At 28.6% G+C, this 25,684-nt stretch carries 26 protein-coding genes; 2 read left to right on the top strand and 24 right to left on the bottom strand.

Features of this window, described 5'->3' with window-relative positions; translation table 11 throughout:
* Positions 1-77: 77 nt before the first annotated feature.
* Both KGF36_RS00710 and KGF36_RS00705 read right to left on the bottom strand, forming a co-directional pair.
* Complete coding sequence (locus KGF36_RS00710) at positions 78-1,721, bottom strand: DAK2 domain-containing protein (RefSeq protein ID WP_227828131.1); 1,644 nt, start codon at positions 1,719-1,721, stop codon at positions 78-80.
* Between the two features lie 18 nt (positions 1,722-1,739).
* On the bottom strand, positions 1,740-2,090 hold the full coding sequence (locus KGF36_RS00705) for an Asp23/Gls24 family envelope stress response protein (protein WP_227432491.1): 351 nt from the start codon (positions 2,088-2,090) through the stop codon (positions 1,740-1,742).
* A 360-nt stretch (positions 2,091-2,450) separates the two neighbouring features.
* On the opposite strand from KGF36_RS00705, the gene rpmB reads away from it, so the two are divergent.
* The gene (gene rpmB, locus KGF36_RS00700) at positions 2,451-2,639 is read left to right on the top strand and encodes a 50S ribosomal protein L28 (RefSeq protein WP_003416297.1); all 189 of its coding nucleotides are present in this window, start codon (positions 2,451-2,453) and stop codon (positions 2,637-2,639) included.
* Positions 2,640-2,799: 160 nt separating this feature from the next.
* Here the strand turns inward: rpmB and KGF36_RS00695 are convergent, their stop codons facing one another.
* Positions 2,800-2,952 (bottom strand): hypothetical protein, encoded by a 153-nt coding sequence (locus tag KGF36_RS00695; protein WP_009893656.1) that lies wholly within the window; start codon positions 2,950-2,952, stop codon positions 2,800-2,802.
* 97 nt (positions 2,953-3,049) lie between these two features.
* Positions 3,050-3,526, bottom strand: coding sequence for an Rpn family recombination-promoting nuclease/putative transposase (locus KGF36_RS00690; protein ID WP_227850118.1), 477 nt, complete (start codon positions 3,524-3,526; stop codon positions 3,050-3,052).
* A 218-nt stretch (positions 3,527-3,744) separates the two neighbouring features.
* On the opposite strand from KGF36_RS00690, the gene KGF36_RS00685 reads away from it, so the two are divergent.
* A complete protein-coding gene (locus tag KGF36_RS00685) occupies positions 3,745-4,500 on the top strand; it encodes a MerR family transcriptional regulator (RefSeq protein WP_227828129.1) in 756 nt (251 codons plus the stop codon).
* A gap of 102 nt (positions 4,501-4,602) precedes the next feature.
* On the opposite strand, the gene KGF36_RS00680 is transcribed toward KGF36_RS00685, so the two are convergent.
* From KGF36_RS00680 to gmk, 20 genes are all read right to left on the bottom strand, one after another.
* Entirely contained in the window at positions 4,603-6,945 is a 2,343-nt protein-coding gene (locus tag KGF36_RS00680; protein WP_227850119.1) for a sensor histidine kinase, read from the bottom strand.
* The gene (locus tag KGF36_RS00675; protein ID WP_227828127.1) at positions 6,917-7,633 is read right to left on the bottom strand and encodes a response regulator transcription factor; all 717 of its coding nucleotides are present in this window, start codon (positions 7,631-7,633) and stop codon (positions 6,917-6,919) included. Before KGF36_RS00675 ends, KGF36_RS00680 begins: the two co-directional genes overlap by 29 nt.
* Positions 7,634-8,034: 401 nt before the next feature.
* A complete protein-coding gene (locus tag KGF36_RS00670) occupies positions 8,035-8,691 on the bottom strand; it encodes a nitroreductase family protein (RefSeq protein WP_227828126.1) in 657 nt (218 codons plus the stop codon).
* Between the two features lie 55 nt (positions 8,692-8,746).
* Positions 8,747-9,376, bottom strand: coding sequence for an HAD family hydrolase (locus tag KGF36_RS00665; protein WP_227828125.1), 630 nt, complete (start codon positions 9,374-9,376; stop codon positions 8,747-8,749).
* A gap of 130 nt (positions 9,377-9,506) precedes the next feature.
* The gene (locus KGF36_RS00660; protein WP_227828124.1) at positions 9,507-10,148 is read right to left on the bottom strand and encodes a thiamine diphosphokinase; all 642 of its coding nucleotides are present in this window, start codon (positions 10,146-10,148) and stop codon (positions 9,507-9,509) included.
* An 8-nt stretch (positions 10,149-10,156) separates the two neighbouring features.
* The gene (rpe, locus tag KGF36_RS00655; protein ID WP_227828123.1) at positions 10,157-10,828 is read right to left on the bottom strand and encodes a ribulose-phosphate 3-epimerase; all 672 of its coding nucleotides are present in this window, start codon (positions 10,826-10,828) and stop codon (positions 10,157-10,159) included.
* A gap of 4 nt (positions 10,829-10,832) precedes the next feature.
* Entirely contained in the window at positions 10,833-11,717 is an 885-nt protein-coding gene (gene rsgA / locus KGF36_RS00650; RefSeq protein WP_227828122.1) for a ribosome small subunit-dependent GTPase A, read from the bottom strand.
* 96 nt (positions 11,718-11,813) lie between these two features.
* Positions 11,814-12,557: an elongation factor P 5-aminopentanone reductase gene (gene ymfI, locus KGF36_RS00645; RefSeq protein ID WP_227828121.1), complete on the bottom strand. Its 744-nt coding sequence runs from the start codon at positions 12,555-12,557 to the stop codon at positions 11,814-11,816.
* A gap of 107 nt (positions 12,558-12,664) precedes the next feature.
* Positions 12,665-14,647, bottom strand: coding sequence for a Stk1 family PASTA domain-containing Ser/Thr kinase (gene pknB, locus KGF36_RS00640; protein WP_227828120.1), 1,983 nt, complete (start codon positions 14,645-14,647; stop codon positions 12,665-12,667).
* Positions 14,648-14,663: 16 nt separating this feature from the next.
* Complete coding sequence (locus KGF36_RS00635) at positions 14,664-15,416, bottom strand: Stp1/IreP family PP2C-type Ser/Thr phosphatase (protein WP_227432480.1); 753 nt, start codon at positions 15,414-15,416, stop codon at positions 14,664-14,666.
* A gap of 19 nt (positions 15,417-15,435) precedes the next feature.
* Positions 15,436-16,467: a 23S rRNA (adenine(2503)-C(2))-methyltransferase RlmN gene (rlmN, locus tag KGF36_RS00630; RefSeq protein ID WP_227828119.1), complete on the bottom strand. Its 1,032-nt coding sequence runs from the start codon at positions 16,465-16,467 to the stop codon at positions 15,436-15,438.
* Between the two features lie 8 nt (positions 16,468-16,475).
* Positions 16,476-17,801, bottom strand: a complete 1,326-nt coding sequence (gene rsmB, locus KGF36_RS00625; protein WP_227828118.1) for a 16S rRNA (cytosine(967)-C(5))-methyltransferase RsmB — start codon at positions 17,799-17,801, stop codon at positions 16,476-16,478.
* Between the two features lie 61 nt (positions 17,802-17,862).
* Entirely contained in the window at positions 17,863-18,564 is a 702-nt protein-coding gene (locus tag KGF36_RS00620; RefSeq protein WP_227432477.1) for a zinc metallopeptidase, read from the bottom strand.
* Positions 18,565-18,644: 80 nt separating this feature from the next.
* Positions 18,645-19,385, bottom strand: a complete 741-nt coding sequence (locus KGF36_RS00615) for a DUF116 domain-containing protein (RefSeq protein WP_227828117.1) — start codon at positions 19,383-19,385, stop codon at positions 18,645-18,647.
* A gap of 9 nt (positions 19,386-19,394) precedes the next feature.
* Complete coding sequence (gene fmt, locus KGF36_RS00610) at positions 19,395-20,324, bottom strand: methionyl-tRNA formyltransferase (protein ID WP_227828116.1); 930 nt, start codon at positions 20,322-20,324, stop codon at positions 19,395-19,397.
* A 14-nt stretch (positions 20,325-20,338) separates the two neighbouring features.
* On the bottom strand, positions 20,339-20,779 hold the full coding sequence (gene def, locus KGF36_RS00605; RefSeq protein ID WP_227828115.1) for a peptide deformylase: 441 nt from the start codon (positions 20,777-20,779) through the stop codon (positions 20,339-20,341).
* A 17-nt stretch (positions 20,780-20,796) separates the two neighbouring features.
* Positions 20,797-23,286: a primosomal protein N' gene (priA, locus tag KGF36_RS00600; protein WP_227828114.1), complete on the bottom strand. Its 2,490-nt coding sequence runs from the start codon at positions 23,284-23,286 to the stop codon at positions 20,797-20,799.
* Between the two features lie 279 nt (positions 23,287-23,565).
* Positions 23,566-24,765 (bottom strand): bifunctional phosphopantothenoylcysteine decarboxylase/phosphopantothenate--cysteine ligase CoaBC, encoded by a 1,200-nt coding sequence (gene coaBC / locus KGF36_RS00595; RefSeq protein ID WP_227842079.1) that lies wholly within the window; start codon positions 24,763-24,765, stop codon positions 23,566-23,568.
* Positions 24,766-24,769: 4 nt separating this feature from the next.
* A complete protein-coding gene (rpoZ, locus tag KGF36_RS00590) occupies positions 24,770-25,036 on the bottom strand; it encodes a DNA-directed RNA polymerase subunit omega (protein ID WP_227828112.1) in 267 nt (88 codons plus the stop codon).
* A gap of 2 nt (positions 25,037-25,038) precedes the next feature.
* Positions 25,039-25,656 carry a guanylate kinase gene (gmk, locus tag KGF36_RS00585; protein ID WP_227828111.1) on the bottom strand — a complete coding sequence of 206 codons (618 nt, stop codon included), beginning with the start codon at positions 25,654-25,656 and terminating at the stop codon, positions 25,039-25,041.
* Between the last annotated feature and the right edge of the window lie 28 nt (positions 25,657-25,684).

Here is a 25,684-nt window from a genome sequence, read left to right as displayed (position 1 = left end):
ATATATCACCTACTACACAAAAATCCTGTACAACCAACTTTATAAAAGCTACATGGTCATACAGGTTCTTATAATCATTATTCAACTGAAATTAAGTAATAATAAAGAGGTTGTCCTCCATAATATAATTCCACATCTACATCTTCAAATTTTTCTTCTAAAGAAGTACGAAGTTCATTTGCCTGAGATTCTGTAACATCTTCACCAAAGAATAAAGTTATTATAGCAGTATCCTCATCAACCAATTTTTCAATAAGATTTGATGTTACTTCATCTACATAATCCCCTGCTGATAATAATTTACCTTCTGCAATTCCAATTATATTACCTTCTTTAACATCAATTTCATTCATTACTGTATCCCTAACAGCAAAAGTTACCTGACCTGATTTAACTGAATTTAAAGCATTCATCATAGCTTCTTCATTTTCATCTTCACTTAATTCTCCATTAAATGTTACTAATGCAGCAAATCCTTGAGGTGTGTTTTTTGTAGGTATAACTATTATATTTTTATCACTCAATTCTTTAGCTTGGTTAGCAGCCATTATTATATTGCTGTTATTTGGGAAAATAAATATATTTTTAGCATTTATATCCCTTATGGCATTCATAAAGTCTTCAGTACTTGGATTCATAGTTTGACCACCTTCTATTATATGGTCAACACCAAAATCTTTAAATATATTTGCTAATCCTTCACCCATAGAAGTCGCTATGAATCCAAATTCTCTTTCTTCTTCTAAAGGCTCACTATCATTTTCTTTTTTTTCTTCTACTTCCAATATTGTATTTTCATGTTGTAACTTCATATTTTCTATTTTTATAGTTAATAATTGACCATACTTTAGAGCTTCTTGAAGCACGTCTCCTGGGTCATTAGTGTGTACATGTACCTTTATGACTCCATCATCTCCAACTACTGCTAGACTATCACCATAAGCCATCATTATATCTCGTATTTTCGTATCTTCTACTTTAGAACTTTCTAGTATAAATTCTGTACAATAACAGTATTTTATATCATCTGTGCTAGTGCTATTCTTTGGGAAGTCTATATTTGTTGCAACATTAGTGTCTAGGCTAACACTTTTTATTTCTATATTGTTACCCTTTATAGAAGCTAACATACCTTCATATATAAGTACAAGCCCTTTTCCTCCAGAATCAACTACACCAGCATCCTTTAGATTTTTTAGGAGGTCTGGAGTTCTTTCTAGTGAAGCATTTGACTCCTTTACAAGCATACTTAAAAACTTTACTACATCTTTTTCTTTTTTAGCAGCTTTTACTGCAAACTCTCCGCTCTCTCTAACTACAGTAAGTATAGTTCCTTCAATTGGTTTTATTACAGCTTTATAAGCTGTATCAGCACCATTTTTAAAAGCTTTTGCTAAATCATCTGTCGATAATTTACTTTTTCCCTCTATAGACTTAGCTATACCTCTAATTATTTGTGAAAGTATAACTCCTGAGTTTCCTCTCGCACCCATTAAAGAGCCTTTAGATAATGCTTTTCCGATGTCTGATATATTATCATTGTCTACTTTCGCTAACTCTTTTAAGGCATAAGATATAGTTAAGGACATATTGGTCCCTGTATCTCCATCTGGTACAGGGAATACATTTAATTTGTCAACTAAATCTTTATTGTTTTGGAGATTGTTTGCACCTGAAATGAACATCTCTCTTAACCTTTTACCATCTATATACTGAATCATTTCTTTCCTCCTATAAAATTACTTAACTCTTATTCCTTGTACATTAATATCAATTTTAGTGACTCTTACGCCAGTCATCTTTTCAACTACATATTTAACTCTATCTATTATGTTATTTGCAACTGTAGATATATTTGTACCATATTGTATTATAACATAAAGTTCTATTGCTATGGCATCTTCTTCTACTTCTTCTACTCTAACACCTTTAGTAGCATTTTCACCTTTTAATAATTCTACTATTCCTTTAGATTTAGATGCTAAACCTACTAGACCATAACTTTCCATTGCAGCTCTATATGTGACTTGAGCTATTACTTGATTATCTATTTCTATACTTCCATATTGATTCATTACCTTTGCACTCATGGTTGACCCCCTTAAGTTTATTTTTATTAAAAATGTTTCTTAATTTATTTTTTACTATTTTTACTTATTTATTATATAAAATTATAATCATATCATACTATAAATATGGTATAATTTAAACCTAGAAAAGTTTTTGGATAAAATTTCTTGTATTGTCTATATATTTAAAGAAAAATAATAATTATTTTTCAAATATATTTACTTTATATAAAATTATATATATAATTTTATATGATAATAAGAAATTCTTCAATATATGTAAGGCAAATATATATTTCTATTGCAAATTTTTGTTATTTATGATAATATAAATATGTTTTTAGTCTTTAAATAGTTATCATTTTAAGGAGGTGTGCGTAGATGGCAAAAGTATGTAGCGTATGTGGTAAAGGTAAGGTTTCTGGAAACCAAGTATCACACTCAAATAAACATAATAAAAGAACATGGTCAGCTAATTTAAGAAGCGTAAGAGCGATTATAGATGGAGCTCCTAAGAGAGTAAAAGTTTGTACTAGATGTTTACGTTCTGGTAAAATTGAAAGAGCTTAATAGCCACGTTTAAAAGCCTACTTCCGAAAGTAGGCTTTTTAAATTTAATCATTTTTACTCTTTCTCATAAATTTTAAAACTATGTTTGAAATCCATTTTGGTAACTTTATTGTTACTACTTTCATCAATACTCACCCCACACTTTATAGTTAAAATTATTTTAACAAAAAAATAATAATGCTCCACATCCAATAAGTATTAATGCGGTAAGTGCTGACCAAATCCAGCCAGGAAGCAACATAGATAAAATTACTGCCATTCCTGTTGCTAGACACAGTATTCCTAGCAATACCTTAGACTTGTTATTTCTCATGGAACACCTCCACATAGAACTTGTATCTACAAATATTTTCATATTTAAGTTTATGCGATAAGTTCCCATTTTAGACCGATAAACACATTATGTAATTTTAATTTTTTATACTGGAATTATTACTATCTTCTGATGCAGATTCTATAATATCTAAAATACCTCTTTTTTTACTTAACCTTTCAGGTCCACTATATAAAACTACTGGTATAACTTTTGGGAGTTTAAAATCTTTGCGCTCTATTTCTTCAAGACTCTTTTTCATTATAAAGCTTTTCCAAATTTGCTCTCTGTATGATTTTAACCTTGGTACAATCTCTGTATCCATTTCTGTTTGAAACTCCAACACTATATAGTGTGAAATTTTACGATTTTCAGAAAAAACTTTATAAATTATATCTACCTCCTTTCCTTTATATTCACATATGAAAGATGTTTCTAACTCTATATTTTTAAGAGTTAATTCCTTTGCTATTGAGACGCTTGTAAAATTTTGAATCAAACTTAAAAAACTTTCTTTATCTGAATACAGCCTTCTATATTCTTCACGTTTTTCTTTGCTTCTTTTTAAATTCATACAATTCCTCCCAGGTTATAGATTCTCTATCTTTTGATAAAAATAATCTATAAATTTTATTTTTTAATTTTCACTAGTGATTATTGACACTTATGATTAAAATATCCAATAAAGATATTTTTTTATATTTTTATTAAAAGATATAAATTTTTATATTTTAATGTATTGACATTGACGTTACGTAAAAGTGTATATTTAATTTATAGGAGGTATTACTTATGGAATATACAGTTCAGAAATTAAGTAAAATAGCTGGTATAAGTACTAGAACCCTTAGATACTATGATGAAATCGAGCTTCTTAAGCCACTTAAAATAAATTCCTCAGGTTATCGTATATATGGTCAAAATGAAGTTAATAAGCTACAACAAATACTTTTTTATAGAGAATTAGGCATCAGCTTAGAAGATATAAAAAGAATTATAAATTCACCAACTTTTGACAGTCTAAGTGCATTAAAACAACATCATAGCAAATTACTAGCTAAAAGAAAACAAATTGACTTACTGATAGAAAATGTAACTAAAACTATAGCATTAAAGGAAGGAAAATATATTATGACAGATTTAGAAAAATTTGAAGGTTTTAAAGAAAAGATGATTGATGAAAATGAAAAAAATTATGGAACTGAAATTAGAGAAAAATATGGTGAAGATGTAATCAATCAATCAAATAAAAAATTTAAAAATATGTCTAAAAAAGATTATGAGGATTGGCAAGATTTAAGTGCTGAGATAATTAGTAAACTCAAACAAGCTTTTGAAACTGGTGATGCATCTAATGAACTTTCTCAAGAAGTTGCAATATTACATCAAAAATGGTTGAGTTACACTTGGAATACGTACTCTAAGGAGGCTCATGCTACTTTAGCGCAGATGTATGTAGATGATGAACGTTTTACATCATATTATGATAAAGAACAACCTGGGCTGGCAAAGTTTCTGAGAGATTCCATAGTATTCTATACAAGATAATACTCAATGTAAAGCAATAAAAAGAGTGCTACTTTAAAATAGCACTCTTAAAAAATTTTATTTTGCAAATTCTATAGTTATAATCTGTGATAAAAATCTAACTTAGTTTTTATTAAAAGTAATTGTAACTTTAAATAAATCTCCATCTATATCTATCTTCATTTTACCACCTTGTAGCTCTACAAAACTTTTTGCTATTGCTAGACCAAGTCCAGAACCTTCTGTATTACGTGATTTATCTCCTCTTACAAATCTCTCCATTATATCATCTACACTAAAATCAATTTCAGTTGCTGACATATTTTTAAGCATGATATTTACTTGTCTATCTGTTTCTAAAATATCAACATATACTCTTGAATTTGGCATTGCGTATTTACTTATATTTATTATAAGATTCTCAAATACTCTAAATGTGCGTTGACTATCTAATGGTAATATTATTTTTTCACTTGAAAAATTATTTCTTACCTTCAGTGATGACTCTGCTATTTTATCATCTAATTCCAGTAATGTCTGTTTCATTAGAGATATAATATCTACATTTACTATATTTAAATGCACATCTCCACTATTTACCTTGCTCACTTCAAATAAATCTTCTATTAAGTGTTGTAGTCTTTGTGACTTTCTATCCAATGTATCAATATATATTTTACGATTTTCATCTGTTATATTTTCATCCTTTAGTAAATCTATATAAGTGATTATAGATGTCAAAGGTGTTTTTAAGTCATGTGATACATTTGATATAAGCTCTGTTTTCATCTTTTGACTTTTAACTTCTTCATCGACAGCTTTTTTAAATCCAGATTGAATATTTCCAAGCTCATCTTTGATAGGATTAAAGAACCCTAAATCATCTTCCATATTTACTTCTAAATTTCCATCTGAAATTTTCTTTGTAACATCTAAAAGTTGATTGTATTCACATATTGTTTTCTTAGAGTAGTCTGACAATAACTTAAATAAAACTACTGAGTAAATTAATGCAAGTATTATTCCAAAGAACCACATACTACACATTATAACTATAATTAATAAGTTTACTGATAGAATTATAGCTATAGTTTTATTTGGCTTTTCTTTTAAATTTGTCATTCTAACTTGATTAATAACTACCTTACTTGATTTTTTAAACCATTTTAAAAACATTCCTGTCAAAGTATTTTTTACAAAGTATTCTTTTATTCCAAAGTTTAAAATATGTTTTAAAAGTGCTATAAATACAAATATTATTGAGAAGACTACAAACCAATAAATTAAATTCATTGAGCTTACTAATATATTTGCCATTTTACTACTTATATCATTATTTATTAGATACTTTACATAATTTCCATTCAATGTGTTACTTATTATACCAGTAGGATATAAATCTACAATACCCTGTATAATAGCAATAGCAATAAAAAGTATCTCTAATGGTATTCTTGTGATTATCTCAAACCCTAATAACTCTTTAAATTTTTTATATGGAAATACTACAGCTACAATTACAACTATAGATACTATGATTTTTATAATCATTGCAGAAATCTTATAATACGAATTATTCTCTACATTATTTATATATCCACTTATATCATCACTACTATAAATCATTCCATAATCATTATATGAGCTATATGAACTGTCTTGGCTTATTACTTTAGGTACAGCATATACTAATGTTTTATTTTTTATTGGAGATAATTTATATGAGATTGAATTCCCACCTAAATCTGTATCCATCAAATCTTCTCTAGATTTAGATAATAACATTTGGCTGATAATGTTTTGATTTACTCCATAAGAGTCTACAATATTTACTTTTCCATCTTTATCAAAATTCATTACAAGATAAAATCTATAATTTGCTTTTATATTTTTAATCTTTTCTTGTCTTTCTTCATCATTCATAGTTGTATCTTGAGGCTGATTTTTATCAGACTCTTCTTTTGATACATCATTTTTTGTTGTATCAAGTGCTTTTAATTCTTTATTTTCATTAAAAAGCTCAAAGTTATTTTCTTTATCAACTAAATAATATTTTAAATTTTTACTTGAATTATTAATAAAAGATTCCCACTCATCAAAGTTTTCATTAAAATCTGCATTAATACTATCATCAGAATAATAGTTCTCTGAACCTTCATATGTGCTTTTTTCTTTACTAGCATTTTTTATATAATTTATAGTTTCTTCACTTAAAAAAAGCTTCGAAGGTTGTATCATCTTACCTTCTTGTTCTTCTTTCATATTGTGATATAAAACATAACTTCCTTTATATATGTCATCTACAAATCCTTCTTGCTCAAATGGATTTTTAGCTCCACCTTTAGCAGCTGCCTGTATAGTTGGATATTGACTAATCATACCTAATGATGCTGATAACATAAGTATAAAAACTATCACACTAATTATATATTTTTCCTTAAATTTTTTCAATTTTGTATCCAACACCCCACACCACCTTTAAATATTTTGGATTTTTTGGGTCGATTTCTATCTTCTCCCTTATATTTCTAACATGCACCATGACTGTATCTGTATTTACAGCATTTTCATTCCAAACTCTTTCATATATTTCGTCTGCAGAAAAGACCCTTCCTGCATTTCTCATAAGTAAACTTAATATCTTAAATTCTATAGGAGTTGTTTTTATATAATTTCCATCAATACTAACTTCTTTTGTATTTTCATTTAATTCTAATCCACCTATTACAAATACACCTTCATTACTTTCTGAACTTTCTTCTTTATTTTTTATCATATTTAGATACTTAGTATATCTTCTAAGTTGAGAATTAACTCTAGCCAATAACTCTAATGGCTTAAAGGGTTTTGTTACATAATCATCCGCGCCTATGTTAAGCCCCATTATTTTATCAACTTCTTCTGATTTTGCAGATAGCATTATCACTGGAAAATTATGATTTTCTCTAAGCTTCATTGTAAGCGTTATTCCATCCATTTGAGGCATCATTATATCAACTATAGCTAAGTGTATTTCTTGGCTTTCTATAATTTTAAGACCTTCCAATCCATTGTAACCTTTAAAAACATTATACCCTTGATTTAAAAGGTATATTTCTATAGCATCTGCTATTTCCTTTTCATCTTCTACCACCAAAATATTATATGAATTCATTTTAATCTCCTTTATATCAATTAATTTATAAACTACCTTTACATATATGATTATACAATATGATAGAAGTTTTTCCATTTTTTTATAAATTTATAGTGGTCTATTCTAATTATTTATCTTTAATGTCCATTTCAGAACCCTCCCTTTAATTTAACTTCAATACTGTTTTACCTTATTTATATATCTAATATTAAAGCTAAAAACTTAAGATATTATAGATACTTTTCTAAAGATTTTCTAAAGATTTAAATTTACTTGTTTTAATATACACAAAAAAAGTAGGCCTTATTGTATTAATTAAATCAACAACCTGAAATATAAATTTAATATCAATAAAATCTACTTTTTAATTTTTGCATATTTATTTTTAATTTATTTATTTTTTATAAAAATTTTTGTTTTTATTTTATAAATGTACATATGTCTTCTACTGGTTTTTTAGATGGACTTCTTAAGTTATCTTCTGGTACTCCAAGTGCCAACATTGCTCCCAAGAAATATTCGCCTTTTTCAAATCCTGTTTCTTTCTCTAAAACAGCTTCTATCTCATCTGCTGCATAGTTCTGGCTTGTCAACCAACAAGAACCATACCCAAGTTCAATTGCTGATAATGTAAAGTTTTCAATTGCTGCTCCTAAACTTTGCATGCCTGGATTTCTTACAAACAACTTATCTATAGTCTCTTTAGGTGCATTTATAAGTTCTAACTCATAATAGCCAGATGGATTGTATACCTTTGTAAAAACTAATACCAAAACTGGAGCTTTTAAATAAAATAAAGTAAAGTTTGGCACAAATTTTCTAAATCTATTAGCTTTTTCTACTGATATTTTATCCATCTCTACAAGTATTTCTTGCTGTTTTTTAGTTATCACATCTGCTATCTTTTCCATTAAATCACGACGCTTTATAACTACAAAATGCCAGTTTTGAATGTTTTTACCTGATGGAGCTGCCCCTGCAGCTTTTACCATTTTCAAAATATCTTCATCTAAAACATCTTGTTCTTTAAATTTTCTTACACTTTGTCTTTTGTAAATAGTATCTTGTAATTCCATTTTAAGTCCCCCTGTAGATTATTTTTGTTATTTAAAAACAAACTTTATACTTCTCTTATTTTAATATATCATGTTCTAACAAATCTTTAAATGACTCTATAGAATAATCATATTCATCCACATTTCCAAAACCATATTTTGCATATACAAAAGGAATCCCAGCAAATTTAGCACTATTTGCATCCCCTTGAGTGTCTCCAATATAGATTGGGTTAGTTAGTTTATTTCTATCAATTATGAGTTTATTATTTTCACCTTTATGCAATCCAGTATTGCCAGGACACTCAAAATCTATAAAGTACTTTTCTAGCTTGTGTGCTTTTAAAAAAGATTCTATATATCCTTTTTGACAATTACTTACTATAAATAATTTATATTTTTCAGATAATTTCTCAAGAGTATTTTCTATATCTTCAAATAATTTACCTCCATGTTCAGATAAGTAATCACATTCTCCTGCAGAACATTCATCTAATAGATTCATTCTTTGTTCTTCATCTAAATCTGGAAATAAACGCTTTGCTATTTCATCAAATGAAAGACCCATAACACTTCTAAATAATTCTACTGTAACATTTAAACCTATATCCTCACGTTTATCTAAGACCTCTTGCCATACCTTACATACTCCTTCAGTTGAATCCCATAGAGTTCCATCTAAATCGAAAATAATACTGTCTATCACAAAAAATCCCCCTTGCGTCAAAAGTTATTATATATTTATAATTATATACTAAAAAGCAGATACAATTATAAATATATTTTACTTGATTGTATCTGCTCTGTAATATAAAATCAATTATTAAAGTCCATTTTTATAAATTTCTAACTACAAGTACACATCCTTGCTCTACTTTAATTTTACAAGAATTCCCTAACATAACATTGGATATTCCAATAGGTACTGAATACTTCATATAATAATCATCCAAAGGATATTCTAAACCAGTAAGTGTTACTCCTTTAGCATCTCCTTTTACAGCTATTACAGAAATAGTATCTCCTTTGTTTCCAAACAAGGTAAATTCTTCATTTTCAACTATATACATCTCTTCTTTATCTGAGAGTATCCTAGAATATATTCCATCTTCTTTTAAATAATATAATAGCTTTATATTTGCAAGGGTATGGTCAATTCTTCCACCTAAGGCACCAAAAAAATCAATATGGTTAGCTTTAATAGTTTTAGCTAAAAAGAGACATAGCTCTGTATCAGTTTCATCCTTTTTAGATGGAAATTTTTCAAATTTAACACCTTGATTTATATAGAAATTTATCTTCTCTTCTTCTACTGAATCTAAATCTCCTAAGATATAATCTGGTATTATATCCATTTTATAGGTGTGATTTGCGCCTCCATCTGCACATATTATGCAGTCATAACATTCTTTAAGTATAATATCTCTTGTAATTTTATAGTCTTCAATTTCACCATTTAAAACAATACAGATTTTCATACCTAAGTCTAAACTAATTCTTCAAGAGAAGCATTCTTTCTAAATAAATTAACTGTTTCTTGAATGTCATCACTTCCAAATATTGCAGAGCCTGCTACTATTACGTTAGCTCCTGCTTGTACAACTTCAGCTACATTTTTAGGACTTATACCACCATCAACTTCTATATCAATATTTAATCCTTTACTATCTATAAGTGTTTTTAACTCTTTAATTTTATCTAGCACACAAGGTATGAATGATTGTCCTCCAAATCCAGGATTAACAGACATTAAAAGCACCATATCTAAATCAGATAGTACATGTTTAATAGTATCTATTGGTGTTGCTGGATTAAGTACTACACCTGCCTTTATTCCATGTGATTTTATATTTTGTATAGTTCTATGTAGATGTGTACAAGCTTCCTGATGAACAGTTATTATATCACATCCTGCTTTTACGAAATCTTCAATATATTGGTCTGGATTTTCTATCATAAGATGAGCATCAAATACCATATTTATATTCTCTTTTTTTAAACTTTTAACTACAAGTGGTCCTAGTGTAATATTTGGTACAAAATGTCCATCCATTACATCGATATGAAGATATTCACATCCTGCACTTTCCACTTTTCTTACATCCTCTAATAATTTTGCAAAATCTGCTGATAATATTGATGGTGCTAATTTAATCATGTTTCTAATACCTCCTACTGTTATTTTGTCTTATTTCATTTAGTAGCTGTATATAACTATCATATCTTTCTTTAGATATTTCTCCATTTGCAACAGCTTCTTTTATAGCACAATTAGGTTCATTTTCATGAATACATTTTGAACCAAACTTACAATCATTAAATTTATCAAATTCTATAAAATAATCTTTAAGTTCAACTTCTTCTATGTCTTCAAGTGCAAGTGAACTAAAACCTGGTGTATCTGCAACCATTCCACCAAACTCTAACTTTAAAAGTTCAGCATGACGAGTGGTATGTTTTCCTCTTTTTATTTTATCACTTACTACACCTGTTTGCAGTTTAAAATTTTCATCTATTTCATTTAATAAGCTTGATTTTCCAACTCCAGATGGTCCTGCAAATACTACTACATTTTCTTTTAATTCATCTTTTACTTTATCTATATTTAACTTAGTGACATTGCTTACAGGAATAACCTTATATCCACTAAGCTCGTATATATTTTTAACATGCTCTAATATGTTATCATCATCTAAATCTGCTTTTGTAAGGATTATTACAGTTTCTAAATTTTCTTTTTCTGCCAAAACTATAAATCTATCTAAAAGAGATAAGTTTGGTTTAGGATTTTTTATTGCAAATACTATTAGTGCCTTATCTACATTTGCTATAGGTGGTCTTATAAGTTCTGTATCTCTACTATCTATTTCTTCCACAATTCCCTTTTTTTCATCTTCATCAACAACACTTATTTTAACTCTGTCACCAACTAAAGGTGTTACTTTTTGCTTTCTAAATATACCTCTAGCCTTACATTCATAAAGACCTTTCTCTGTATCTACATAATAAAATCCACTAATCCCTTTTATAATTTTTCCTTCTAGCATCAAATACCTCCCTTTATAAAATTATATAAACATATGCTGTTTATGAGTAGTATATAGTGTTATTCTTTCCTATTTTTATATAATACCACATTTTTTTTAAATAACAAATCCTCCGTTTGGACTAATTACCTGACCAGTAATAAAACTTGATTTATCAGATGCTAAAAAAATAGCACAATTTGCTATATCTTCTGGTGTTCCTAATCTCATTAAAGGAGTTTCCTCTACAAGAGCATCTATCTCATCTTCATTATATTCAGATAACATATCTGTATTAATAACTCCTGGTGCTATGCTATTTACTCTAATATTTGATGGAGCAACTTCTTTAGCTAATGCCTTTGTCATTCCTATTATACCTGCTTTTGATACAGAATAATGTACCTCACAAGAAGCACCTGATATACCCCAAATTGAAGATATATTAATTATGTTTCCTTTTTTTTCTGATATCATGTATTTTAAAGCAATTTGTGAACAATAAAAACTTCCTTTTAAGTTAATATTCATCATATTATCCCAATCTTCATCAGTTATATCTGTAAATAACTTATCTTGACTTATACCAGCATTATTTATAAGTACATCCAATCCTCCAAACTCCTTTATGCAATAATCTATCATATTTTCAACTTCTTCTCTATTTGAAATATTAGCTTTAAATAATTTTACAGAAAAACCTTTTTCATTTAATACAGTGTATAGTTCTTTAGCCTCATTTTCTGATTTATTAAAGTTTATCAATACATTATACCCATCTTTTGCAAATGTTTTAGATATTGCTCTTCCAATTCCTCTAGAGCCTCCTGTGACCAAAACTGTTTTATTATTTTTATTCATAAATATTTATCTCCCTTATAATTAATCTAATATTTTATACAAAACAAACTGCCCCTTTAAAGAAAATAATTTCTATAAAAGGACAGCTTTTTATTTTTAGCTAATATTTATTCTGATTTGCCAATATTTCCACCAGTTCCTGATGGAGTTTCTCCAGTATTTCCTGAGTTTGAACCTCCTGAGTTATCTCCACTATTTCCTGAGTTTGAGCCTCCTGAATTATCTCCATTATTTCCTGAGTTTCCTCCACTATTTCCTGAGTTATCTCCACTATTTCCTGAATTATCTCCATTATTTCCTGAATTACCTCCGTTATTTCCTGAGTTTGAACCTCCTGAGCTTCCTCCACTATTTCCTGAGTTTGAACCTCCTGAATTTCCTCCACTATTTCCTGAGTTTGAACCAGGTGTTGTTGTATCATCCTCGTTTGGTGTTGTTGGAGTCTTATTTGGTGTTGTTGGCGTTGGCGTATTTGATTTTTCTGGGCCTTTGCTAACATATAGGTCTATTTCATCACCTTCTTGAACACTTGATGAACCAGAACTAGGGCTCTGACTTAAAACTGTACCTTCTTTATATACTGAACTATATTCGTACTTGACAGTACCAACTTTCAATTTATTTTCCTCTATAACTTTTTTTGCATTAGTTAAAGTAATACCTACTACATTGGGAACTGAAGCTTCATTTGCACCTTTACTTACAACGACATTTATAGTGTCACCTTTTTTAATATTTGTACTTCCACCTTCAGGTGTTTGCGATATTATACAATTTTTGTCAACCTCACTGCTATACTCTTCACTTTTTACACTTAAGGACAATCCTTCTTTTTCAACTTCACTTTGTGCTTCCTCTAATGTCATATTCACAAGATTAGGAACAGTTAAATCTTTACTACCAAATCCTCCAGCAAATAAAAATTTATATGCTAAGAATACTTGTGCACATAAGATTACTATCAAAACTGCTGCGACTACCTTTAGTCTTTTTCTAGCTTTAGGACTTTCTTGTTTTTTCTTCTTTTTCTTAGCCCTCTTACTTTGAGTATTCTTAGGTTTTTGATTCTTTTTAGCTCTCATTATCTCTTCCTCATCTTCATCTTCTTCATAAAAATCATCATCTTCATCTAAATCAGCAACTTCTATAGGTTTAACTACTTTTTCTGGAACTGGCTTTGCAAGTACTGGATTTACAGCTTTACTAATTTCTTTTTCATCAATTTTCTTCGTTGCAAAATCATCATATTCCTTTATAAAATCTAAGTCAATATTTTTTTCTATATAATCTATATCTTCTATTAACTCTTCAGCAGTTTGGTATCTATCTGCACTAGATTTTTCTGTAAGCTTTTTTATTGTAGTTCTTACACTTTGAGGAATCCTAACTTTTTCTTCTGATGTAAAATCTATATCATCATTAATATGTTGAAGTGCGATAGAAATTGGACTATCTCCTCTAAATGGTACTTTTCCTATCAGCATTTCATATAAAACTATACCTAAAGAATACAAGTCTGCATTATTAGTTACAAACTTTCCTTTAGCTTGCTCTGGTGAAAAATAGTGTACTGAACCTATTATACTACCAATATTAGTCATTGTTGAATTTGAGACAGCTTTGGCTATACCAAAATCAGCTACTTTTACTACTCTTCCTTCATTGGATATGAGAATATTATGAGGTTTTATATCTCTATGTATAATCCCCTTTTTATGTGCAGCACTAAGTGCCATAGCTATTTGTTTTGTTATATCTAGTGCAGTATATTCGTCTAATATCCCTTCATCCTGTATAATTTCCTTTAAATTTTTTCCATCTACAAATTCCATTACAATGTAGTGAACTTTTCCATCTTCCCCAACATCATATACATTTACTATATTTGGATGTGAAAGGCTTGCTACTGCTTCTGCTTCTCTTTTAAATTTTGTTAAAAATTCATCATCATCTACAAATTCAGGTCTGAGTACTTTAAGTGCAACAGTCCTGTTTAATAATCTGTCTTTAGCCTCATATACAAAGGCCATTCCTCCATCACCAATCTTCCTGATGATTTCATATCTATTTCCTAAAATTGTATCTCCCACAATATCACCGTCCTAATTATACTTTTATTACTATCACCGAAACATTATCTTTACCAGAAACATCATTGGCCATGCTTATCAATTCATCACTTATATCACTAATTCTCTCATATTCATAATCTAATATTAAACTTCTTATATCTTCGTCATAAATAAACCCGGTTAATCCATCTGTTGCAAGAAGTATTATATCACTTTTTTTGATTTCCTTCTTAAAAATATCTACAACAACCATATCATCTGTTCCAATTGCTCTAGTTATTCTATTTCTCTGTGGATGTCTTCTCGCTTCTTCTTCTGTAATAACATGAGCCATCATAAGTTCTTCAACCACAGAATGGTCTATAGTTATTTTATCAAATTTTTCATCTGTTAACAAATAACATCTGCTATCTCCAACATTTGCCACATACAAGACATTATTATACACTATCGCTGTAACTAATGTAGTTCCCATTCCTTCAAATGCTATATCTTCCATAGATTTCTTGTGCACAATTGAGTTTACATTATTATAAGCCTGTTTTAGTATATCATCTATATAGTCTATTTTTACATTATCATGCTGTAATAAGTTTTCTTTTAGAAAATCAATTATATTTTCTACTGCTAACTTACTGGCGACTTCCCCTTTTTTATGTCCACCCATTCCATCAGCTATGGCAAATATTCCTATTGGACCATGTTCTGTATCTATAACTTCTCCCTCACAATAGTCTTCATTGTTTTTTCTTACTTTTCCTATATGGGAGGCACAACTATAAACCATACGACTTCCTCCTTACATATTACTTGTATTTTCTTCTCAATTGGCCACAAGCTCCACTAATATCAGAACCCATAGACATTCTAACTGTAGCAGGTATATTGTTTTTCTCTAAACTATCTCTAAACTTATAAATAAATGCCTTGTCTGGCTTTTCATATTCTCTTTCTTCAACCTTATTTATTGGTATTAAATTTACATGGCATAGCATACCTTTTAAAAGCTTTGCTAGTGCCTTTGCCTCATTTTCTGAGTCATTTACACCTTTTATAAGAGAGTATTCAAATGTAACCCTTCTATTTGTCTTTTTTATATAATATCTACATGCATCTAGTATTTCTTTAATAGAATAGGCATTTGCTACAGGCATAATCTTTCTTCTTTCTTCATCATATGGTGAATGAAGTGATAAAGCCAAATTTATAGCTATTTTCAAATCAGCCAACTCGTACATTTTTGGCACTATCCCACAAGTTGAAAGAGTTATATGTCTATACCCTATATTAAGACCATTTTTTTCATTAATTATTTTTAAAAATTGTTTTGTATTTTCAAAATTGTCAAGTGGTTCACCACTTCCCATTAAGACAAGATTTGATACTCTTTTGCCAGTATCTTCTTGAATCTTAATAACTTGGTCTAAAATCTCCCATGGTTCTAAATTTCTAATCAGTCCATCCATTGTAGATGCACAGAAGTTACATCCCATTCTACATCCTACTTGATTAGAAACACAAACAGTAACCCTACTGTCATAATCCATCATCACAGTTTCTATTATATTTCCATCATCTAATAAAAACAAATATTTTTTTGTCCCATCTACCTTAGATTCTAACTTTAATTCTATATCTATATGACCTATACATGAAACTTCTTCTAATTTATTTCTCAAACTTTTTGGTATATTATTCATGTCATCGAAAGTTTTTGCACCTTTATATATCCAAGAAAATATTTGGCTCCCTCTAAAAGGTTTTTCATCTATAGTTTTCATAAATTCCTTGAGTTCATCTTCAGTCAAGTTTTTTAATACTATTTTTTTCTCTTCCATTCTATTCACTACCTTATTCTCTTTAATTTTGCTATAAAAAAACCATCTATACCATGAATATTGGGATATATTTTTAAATATCCTTTATCTTGCTTGTCTAAATCTACATTTATTGTATCAATTGGAGTCAATTCAAAATTATTGTTTTCTTCAATAAAAGAATTAATTATATTTATGTTTTCCATATCTTGAACTGTACATGTACTATATACTAAAGTTCCTCCAATTTTAACATACTTTGATGCATTTTCTAATATTTTCTTTTGTATAGAAGTAATATCTTCTAACTCTTCTTCTTTCTTGTATTTAATTTCTGGTTTACGTCTTATTATACCAAGGCCAGAACAAGGAACATCTGCTAAAACATAATCAAATTTATTTATGCTATTTTCATCAATTTCAGAAGCATCAAATCCTTCTACACATACATTTTTAAGACCAAGTCTATTTACAGTAACTTTTATAAGCTTTAGTTTATGCTCAAAAATATCTCTAGCTATTACTTGACCTGTATTATTCATTAAAGTGGCTAAGTGAGTAGATTTTCCACCAGGAGCACTACATACATCCAAAATCAATGAATCTTCCTTTGGATTAATTACTTTCCCTACTATCATAGAACTTATATCTTGAATTGTAAATAAACCAGCCTTAAATAACTCATTATTTTCTATATTTTTTAATTTTTCGACTTTTATAGCTTCTTCCACCATAGGGACTTTCAAACACATAATACCCTCTTGATTTAATTTTTCAATAAGCTCTTCTCTGCTGATTTTAAGTGTATTTGTTCTTATATAAATACTAGGCTTTTCATTGTTTGCTTCTAATAAATCTTCAGTAAATTCTTGTCCAAAATTATCTATCCAATTTTTTATAATCCAAGAGTTGTAAGAATACTTTATAGATAAGTATTTTACACTATCTTCCTCAGTTATGTCCATTATAGTATCTTTATTTCTTATTTCATTTCTAAGAATAGCATTTATAAAACCAGAAGATTTTTTATCATATTTTTTAGATAATTTTACAGTTTCATTAACTGCTGCATAATCTGATATACTATTTAAAAATAAAATTTGATATGTTCCCATTCTTAAAAAGATTTTAACATAAGTTGACATTTTTTTTACTTTTATTTTTGAAAGTTTATTAATTATATAATCTAAGTAATATTTATTTTCTACTACTCCATAGATTAACTCTGTTGCAAGTCCTCTATCCATGTCGCTTATTTCTAAGTTTTTAAAATGCTTATTTATTGCAATATTTGAATAGTTATTATTTTTCTCTATATCGCATAATACTTTAAATCCAATTTCTCTTGCATCCATATAAATTTCTCCCTTTTATTAAACATAAAAAAGGGTTGTTTCTAAACAACCCACTTTATTTTTAGTCATCTCTTCTTTGAGCTATTAGTAACAATCTAAGTAATTGAAGTATTGAAACTAGTGCTGCTGCAACATATGTTAAGGCTGCTGCTGAAAGCACTTTTCTACTTTGTCTTACCTCACCCTCATCTATAATACCTAGATTTCCAAGTTGAACAATTGCTCTACTAGAAGCATTAAATTCTACAGGCAATGTTATTATTTGGAATAATACTGAAGCTGAAAACAATAATATCCCAATTTTTAGAAATGGTCCAGCCATAATAAATCCTAGAAATATTAAAAACCAAGAAATGCTTGAAGCAAAGTTTACTACTGGCACCAAACTACTTCTTATTTGAAGAGGTGCATAACCTTTAGCATGTTGCATTGCATGACCACATTCATGTGCAGCTACTGCAACAGAAGTTATTGATGTTCCATAATATACATCCTCTGATAATCTTACAGTTTTTCTTCTTGGGTCATAGTGGTCACTTAAATGCCCTCTAACCATTTCTATCCTTACATCATACAAACCATTTGAATCAAGTACTCTTCTTGCTGTCTGTTCTCCAGTATATCCTCTACGTGTATTTACTCTTAAATACTTATTTGTTGTTGAGCTCACTTTAAATTGAGCATATGCAGTGAATAATATAGCTGGAATTAATATAATCATCGTTGGGTCAAATCCCCAAAAACCGCCATATACAGGGTACATAAATAACACTCTCCTAAAATATATTTTTATTATACATCCTCTTTAATATTCACATAACTTAAAAACAGTTTAATTACAAGCTAATATACTTTTCCTGTTAAAAAACTTATAGCTTTTTTAATATCCACTATATCTACATTAGTATTTATACAAGGTCCATTAGGTCTTTTGTTAAATACCCCTAAAACAGGAATTTTTTTAATGTCTTGTATTCCAGATGTTAAATCTCTCTCACATGCAACAGCTATAACAGCTTTAGGTTTATTGTCAATTATAATTTTTCTAGCTAGAGTCCCTCCTGTAGCTACAAATACTTTTACTTTAACACTTTTATTTAGCTCAGCTAATTCTCCTATATTGCATTTTCCACATTTCTTACAATTATCTATATCATTAGTAACTTTTAGTTTGCAACTATTCTCTTGAATACAATGAGGTATTAAAATTATTATATCCTCTGGATTAAAATTATATTTATTACTGTATATATATTCATTATTTAACTTTATATATATCCTTCTAATTTCACTTTTTGACATACCAAATGATGATGCAATAAAAGATATAATGGGAAATAATACACTAACAATTTTAAAATTTATTTTCATTATATTTGAGTTAACATTTTTTCCTTTAATTACTCTATACGTAACTATTGTTGAGCATAGTATTATAAGTATTAGTGATATTACTACAGTATTTATTCCTAAGGAAAATATTTGAGTCAAACTAATTATAAAAAAGTTTGTAACTCCCATTAAAATCCCTAATATTAAGACTAAAATACCAACACTTGTTAAATACTTTTTTATATCTGTCATACTTTTCACCTAACTCAATACTACACCAATTTCTATAGTATTTCCTTTTATATATTCTCCAACCAGCATTCTCTTCTTATTTGGCATCTGAATTTCTTCAATTAAAAGTACCTTATCTTTAGTACTTACTTTTATGCCATCTTTATTTACCTCAATTATTGTACCTGCATCTTTGGTACTTTCTTCCTCTAATACTTTAGTTTTCCAAATTTTCATTGTTACACCATTATAAGTAGTATAAGCACTTGGCCATGGATTTACACCTCTAACTAGATTGTGTATTTCCTTAGCATTTTTTGAAAAGTCTATATTACCTAGTGATTTATTCATTATTGGTGCATAAGAAAATTCCTCATGATTTTGTACTTCTCTTGGGGCAGTACCTTCTTCTATCAACTTTAATGTTTCTTTTAAAGTTTCTGCTCCTATATTCATCATTTTATCATGAAGTTCTCCTGCTGTTATATTTTCATCAAGATTTACTTCTGTCTTTAATATCATATCTCCAGTGTCTAAGCCTTCATCCATATACATAGTTGTAACACCAGTTTTTTCTTCGCCATTGATTATTACCCAATTTATAGGTGCCGCACCTCTATATTTTGGAAGTAAAGAAACATGTACATTTATACATCCAAACTTAGGAATTTCTAATATTTCTTTTGGAAGTATCTGCCCAAAAGCCACTACTACCATTACATCTGGATTTAAAGATTTCATTGTGTCTATAAAATCTTTGTCTCTAGCTTTAATTGGTTGATATACAGGTATATTATTTTCAATTGCAAGCTCTTTTACTGGACTCATGCCAAGTTTTTTACCTCTTCCTTTTGGTTTATCTGGCTGAGTTACAACTCCTAGTATTTCATACTTTTCATCTATTATTTTTTGTAAACAAGGAACTGCTATATCAGGAGTTCCCATAAATACTATATTCATCAAATCAACCCCTACTATTTTTCTATTTTATCAACAAATAGTATTCCATCTAGATGGTCTATTTCATGACAAAATGCTCTAGCTAAAAGTTCTTCCCCTTCTAACTCTATTGTTTCTCCATTTCTATTTAAAGCTCTAACTTTTACATAGTTTGGTCTTCTAACCTCTCCAGATTCTCCAACAACACTTAAACAACCTTCATCATCTATTTGTTCTCCAGATGTTTCTATTATTTCTGGATTTATAAGTTCTATAAGTTCTTCTCCAATATCAATTACTACCACTCTTTTTAAAATTCCAACTTGAGGTGCAGCCAGTCCAACACCATCTGCATCGTACATAGTTTCTGCCATATCGTCTAACAATTGTATTATTTTTGCATCAATTTTTTCAACTTTTTTTGATTTCTTTCTTAGTACTGGTTCTCCTATTTGAACTATTTGTCTTAAAGCCATTACACTTCCTCCTAAATTTATAATACACTATTTGGATTAATATCTATAGATACATTAATATTCTTATCAAATATCAAATCTCGTTTTGTTATACATATATATTTTATTATACCCTTTAAGAGATTAATTTCAATATTTTCATCTTTAAAGAGTATCTGCCATCTATAATTTTGATTTATTTTTGATATTGAGCATGGATTGGGTCCTAATATAAACTCTAAGTCATTTATACTCCTTTTTTCTAATAAATAAATCAAAGATGCATGCATATTTTTTATATTTTTTATAACTAATCTTTCATCTTCGCCACTAACAACTACACTTAACATGTTATTAAAAGGAGAATATCCAAATGCCCTTCTTATCTTTATCTCATCTTCATAAAAACCTTCATAATTGTACTCTATGGCATGTTTAATAGCATAATGCTCAGTATCATATGTTTGAAGTACTACTTTACCTTCTTTATCTGCTCTTCCTGCCCTTCCAGAAACTTGAGTTATCAACTGAAAGGTTGTTTCAAAACTTTTAAAATCAGGAAAATTTAGTATCATGTCTGCTGATAAAATGCCTACCAAAGTTACATTGTCAAAATCCAATCCTTTACTTAACATCTGCGTTCCTATCAATACATCTGCTTCTTTATCTTTGAACTTATTTAGTATTTCCTCTAATGAACCCTTTTTTGAGGTTGTATCTTTATCCATTCGCAAAGTTTTTATATTTGGAAAAATACATTTTAACTCTTCCTCGATTTTTTGAGTTCCTACTCCAAATGGCTTGACATAATGACTTCCACATTCTGGACATTCTTTTGGAATTTCTCTTTCATATCCACAATAATGGCATCTTCCAATATTACTTTTTTTATGATATGTCAAAGATATATCGCAATTTTCACATTGAAACACATAACCACACTTTCTACATGATACAAAATTTGCATAACCTCTTCTATTTAAAAATAGTATTACCTGACTATTTTCTTCAATCGCCCAACTTATTTCTCTTTGAAGTTTTAAGCTAAATATACTTCTATTACCTCTATCTAATTCATCTTTCATGTCTACAACTTCAATATTTGGAAGTGGTTTATTGTTTGCTCTATTTTTTATATTTATAAGTTTATATTCACCAGTTTTTGCTCTATAATACTCTTCAATTGAAGGTGTTGCTGAACCTAAAATAAGAGTTAGATTATTTTTTAATGCCATAAATCTAGCTACTTCTATAGCGTTAAACTTAGGATTTTTTTCAGACTTATATGATGACTCATGAAATTCATCAATTATTATCAATCCTAAAGAATTAAAAGGAGCAAATAGTGCTGACCTAGCACCAATTAAAACTCTTATCTTTCCAGCTTTAACAGCTTTATAAACATCGTGTTTTTCTCCTTCAGATAGTTTACTGTGAAACACTCCAACTAAATCCCCAAACCTACTCTTTAATCTATCTATAGTTTGGGGAGTTAATGCTATCTCAGGAACCAAAAATATACTATCTAAACCTTGGCTTAATGCAAATTCTATTATTTCCATATAAACTTCAGTCTTTCCACTTCCAGTTATACCATGAATTAAATATGGCTTTTTATCATCTATAAACATACTTGAATTTATCTCATCAACCGCTTGTTGTTGCTCATTGTTTAATTTTATACTTTTTGATATAGATTTGTAAATACTTTTTGGCTCTCTATAATAATCTTTAAATTCTAAAGTTACTAACTCTTTCTTACTTAAAGAATTTATACTCTGCTTTGAAGCATTTAATAAATCCAATAAATCATTTATCTCTACATTTTCATTGTTTTTAAGAAAATTTAATATCTCTTTTTGCTTGCTTCCTATGCTTATTTTATTTTGTTCTATATAATCATCAATTTTATCATTTTCTAAACTCAAAGATACATAGCATACTTTCTTCTCATTTTTATGATTTTTGTATTCCCAGCATAATTTTATAATTCCATTTTTATTCATTGTATATAGAGAATTATTTAGATTCGGTATATATTTTAACTTATCAACCTTAATTTTTCCTTTACTCTCAACTACTTTTTCTACTATCTCTTTATTTTTATCACTCAGCTTCGATATCTTTTCATCTAATTCAATCTCACTTAATCCATTTAGCTTTTCACCTAGTAAAACTACTTTGTAATTATTTAGTTTATATCCTTTTGGATATATCAAATTTATACACTCTATATAAGTACACAAATATCTATTTTTCATCCAGTAAACCAACTCTAAATCTTCTTCTCTAAATATTGGATTTTCATCTAATATATCTATGATTTCTTTAGTCTTTATTTTTTCATCTAAATTATCTGTAAGTTGAAATACAAAGGCTTCTGTTGGTTTATTACCTCTTCCAAATGGCACTAGTATTCTATGCCCAACACTTATAACTTCCTCTAAAAATACAGGAATTTGATATGTAAATAAATTGTCTGTGTATATAGTATTACTTCTAACTATTACCTTTGCATATTTTTTCATTGTAAAACCCCTACTTAAAATTAATCTACTGCTCATATTTTAACACATTTTATAATATATCAAAAAATCTCAGCATACCTAAAAAGTTTCAAGTTATTACTAATATTAGATATATCTTAATAATTAACTATTAATCATATTTTATACTTTATGGCAAAATAAATGCTGAAAACCACAATTTAACTGACATTTGCGAGTTTTTACTCGCTAAAAGTAAATTGTAGCTTTCAGCCACTTTAGCTGTGATAAAATACACAAATATCATATTTAAAAAAGTTCTTATTTCTCAAGTAACACTTTAATCTTATTTAAGATAACATTAGCTACTTCTTCCTTTTTCATTTTAGGGTACTCAGTAATATTTCCTTCTGTATCTATTATTTTTACAATATTAGTATCAGTTCTAAAACCAGCTCCCTCTTTAGTTAAATCATTTGCCACAATAAAATCTAAATTTTTCTTTTCAATTTTTCCTTTGGCATGTTCTATTAGGTCGTTAGTTTCAGCAGCAAATCCAACTAATATCCTATCTTCCTTTATTTTTCCTATTTCATAAGCAATGTCATAATTCCTACTTAATTCTATTGATAAATCATCATTATTCTTTTTAATCTTTTTGTCAGAATAAGTTTTTGGCTTATAATCTGCAACTGCTGCACTTTGAATTACTATTTTATTTTCGTTTAAATTTGATACTACTGCCTCATACAAATCTTGTGCTGATTCTATTTGTACAAATTTTTTAAGGTTTTGTGGAATAGAGAGATTTGTAGGACCTGATATTAATGTTACATCAGCACCTCTAGATATAGCCTCTTTAGCTATAGAATATCCCATTTTACCAGAAGACCTATTAGTTAAATACCTTACTGGGTCTATACTTTCTACAGTTGGTCCAGCTGTAACTATTATACTTTGACCTTTTAAATCTTGCTCTTTCGTAAGATTAGCTAAAACTGCCTCTACTATTACATCTGATTTAGCTAGTTTTCCTGCTCCAATATCTCCACATGCAAGTCTTCCACTTTCTGGTTCTATAAATTTATATCCAAATTCCTCTAAAGTTTTTATATTTTTTTGGACAATTGTATTTTCATACATATTAGTATTCATAGCTGGTGCTATTAAAACTTGTGCTTTTGTTGCCATAACAGTAGTTGTTAGCATATCATCAGCTATACCATTTGCAATTTTTCCTATAACATTTGCACTTGCTGGTACTATTAAAAACAAATCTGCTTTTTTCGCTAATGATATATGTTCAACTTCCCAAGATTTTGGTTCTTCAAACATATCCTCTACTACATAATTTTGACTTAGTGATTGAAGTGTAAGTGGTCTAACAAATTCTGTTGCTGATTTTGTCATTATAACATGGATATTTGCATTTAACTTTTTTAATTTACTTACAACATCACAAGCCTTGTATGCAGCTATTCCGCCGCTTATGCCAATTACAACAGTCTTATTTTTTAGCATTACCTTACTCCTCTTCTGAAATTTGTTGGTGTTGCTCAGCGTAGTGTCTAGCTTCTTCTATCTCTATTTCTTCTTCTGTTAATAATCTATATGTTATCTTTCCACTTGCAACTTCTTTAGTAGCTACACATACAGGCTTTTCTTTATCTTTGTTTGGAACATATGGCTCTTCTCCATCAATTAATTTTCTTGCTCTCTTTGAAACAGTCCCTACTAAATAATATCTGTTGTCTATTTTTTCTAGTACCTCATTGATAGATGGTTTTAACATAATTATAATTCCTCCTTGAATTTCTCTATTATAATATTTTTATATCTGCTAACTTTATTCTTTTCAGATGATATTATACCTTCTATTTCTTTAGCAGATATTTTTACATCTTCATTAAATATAAAATAATCATAATCCTTAATCATTTTTATTTCTTCATATGCACAACTAAATCTCTTTTCTATTTCTTCTTCTGTCTCTGTACCTCTTCCAACAATCCTATTTTTTAATTCTTTAAGTGATGGAGGTAGGACAAATATAAATACGCCTTCTGGACAAACCTCTTTTATTTGTTTTGCTCCTTGCATTTCAATTTCTAGTAGCACATCCTGTCCTTTTTCTAAACATTCCATTATTGCTGCTTTTGGAGTTCCATAAAAATTATCATAAATTTGAGCATACTCCAAAAACTCACCTTTTCCTATCATATCTTCAAACTTTTCTTTACTTATGAAGAAATAATTTACTCCATCAACTTCTCCTGCTCTTGGTTTTCTTGTAGTAGCTGATACAGAAAGTTTTATTGTATCATTCTCTCTAAGTAGTTCTTTGCAAATAGTACCTTTTCCTGCACCTGATGGACCTGATACAACTAGCAATAATCCTTTTTTTGTAAACATTTAAATATTCCCCTTCTAATATTGTATT

The organism is Clostridioides sp. ZZV14-6009, assembly GCF_020658095.1.
In the GTDB taxonomy this organism is placed as follows: Bacteria; Bacillota; Clostridia; order Peptostreptococcales; family Peptostreptococcaceae; genus Clostridioides.
This window is presented reverse-complemented; position numbering and strand designations above follow the sequence as displayed.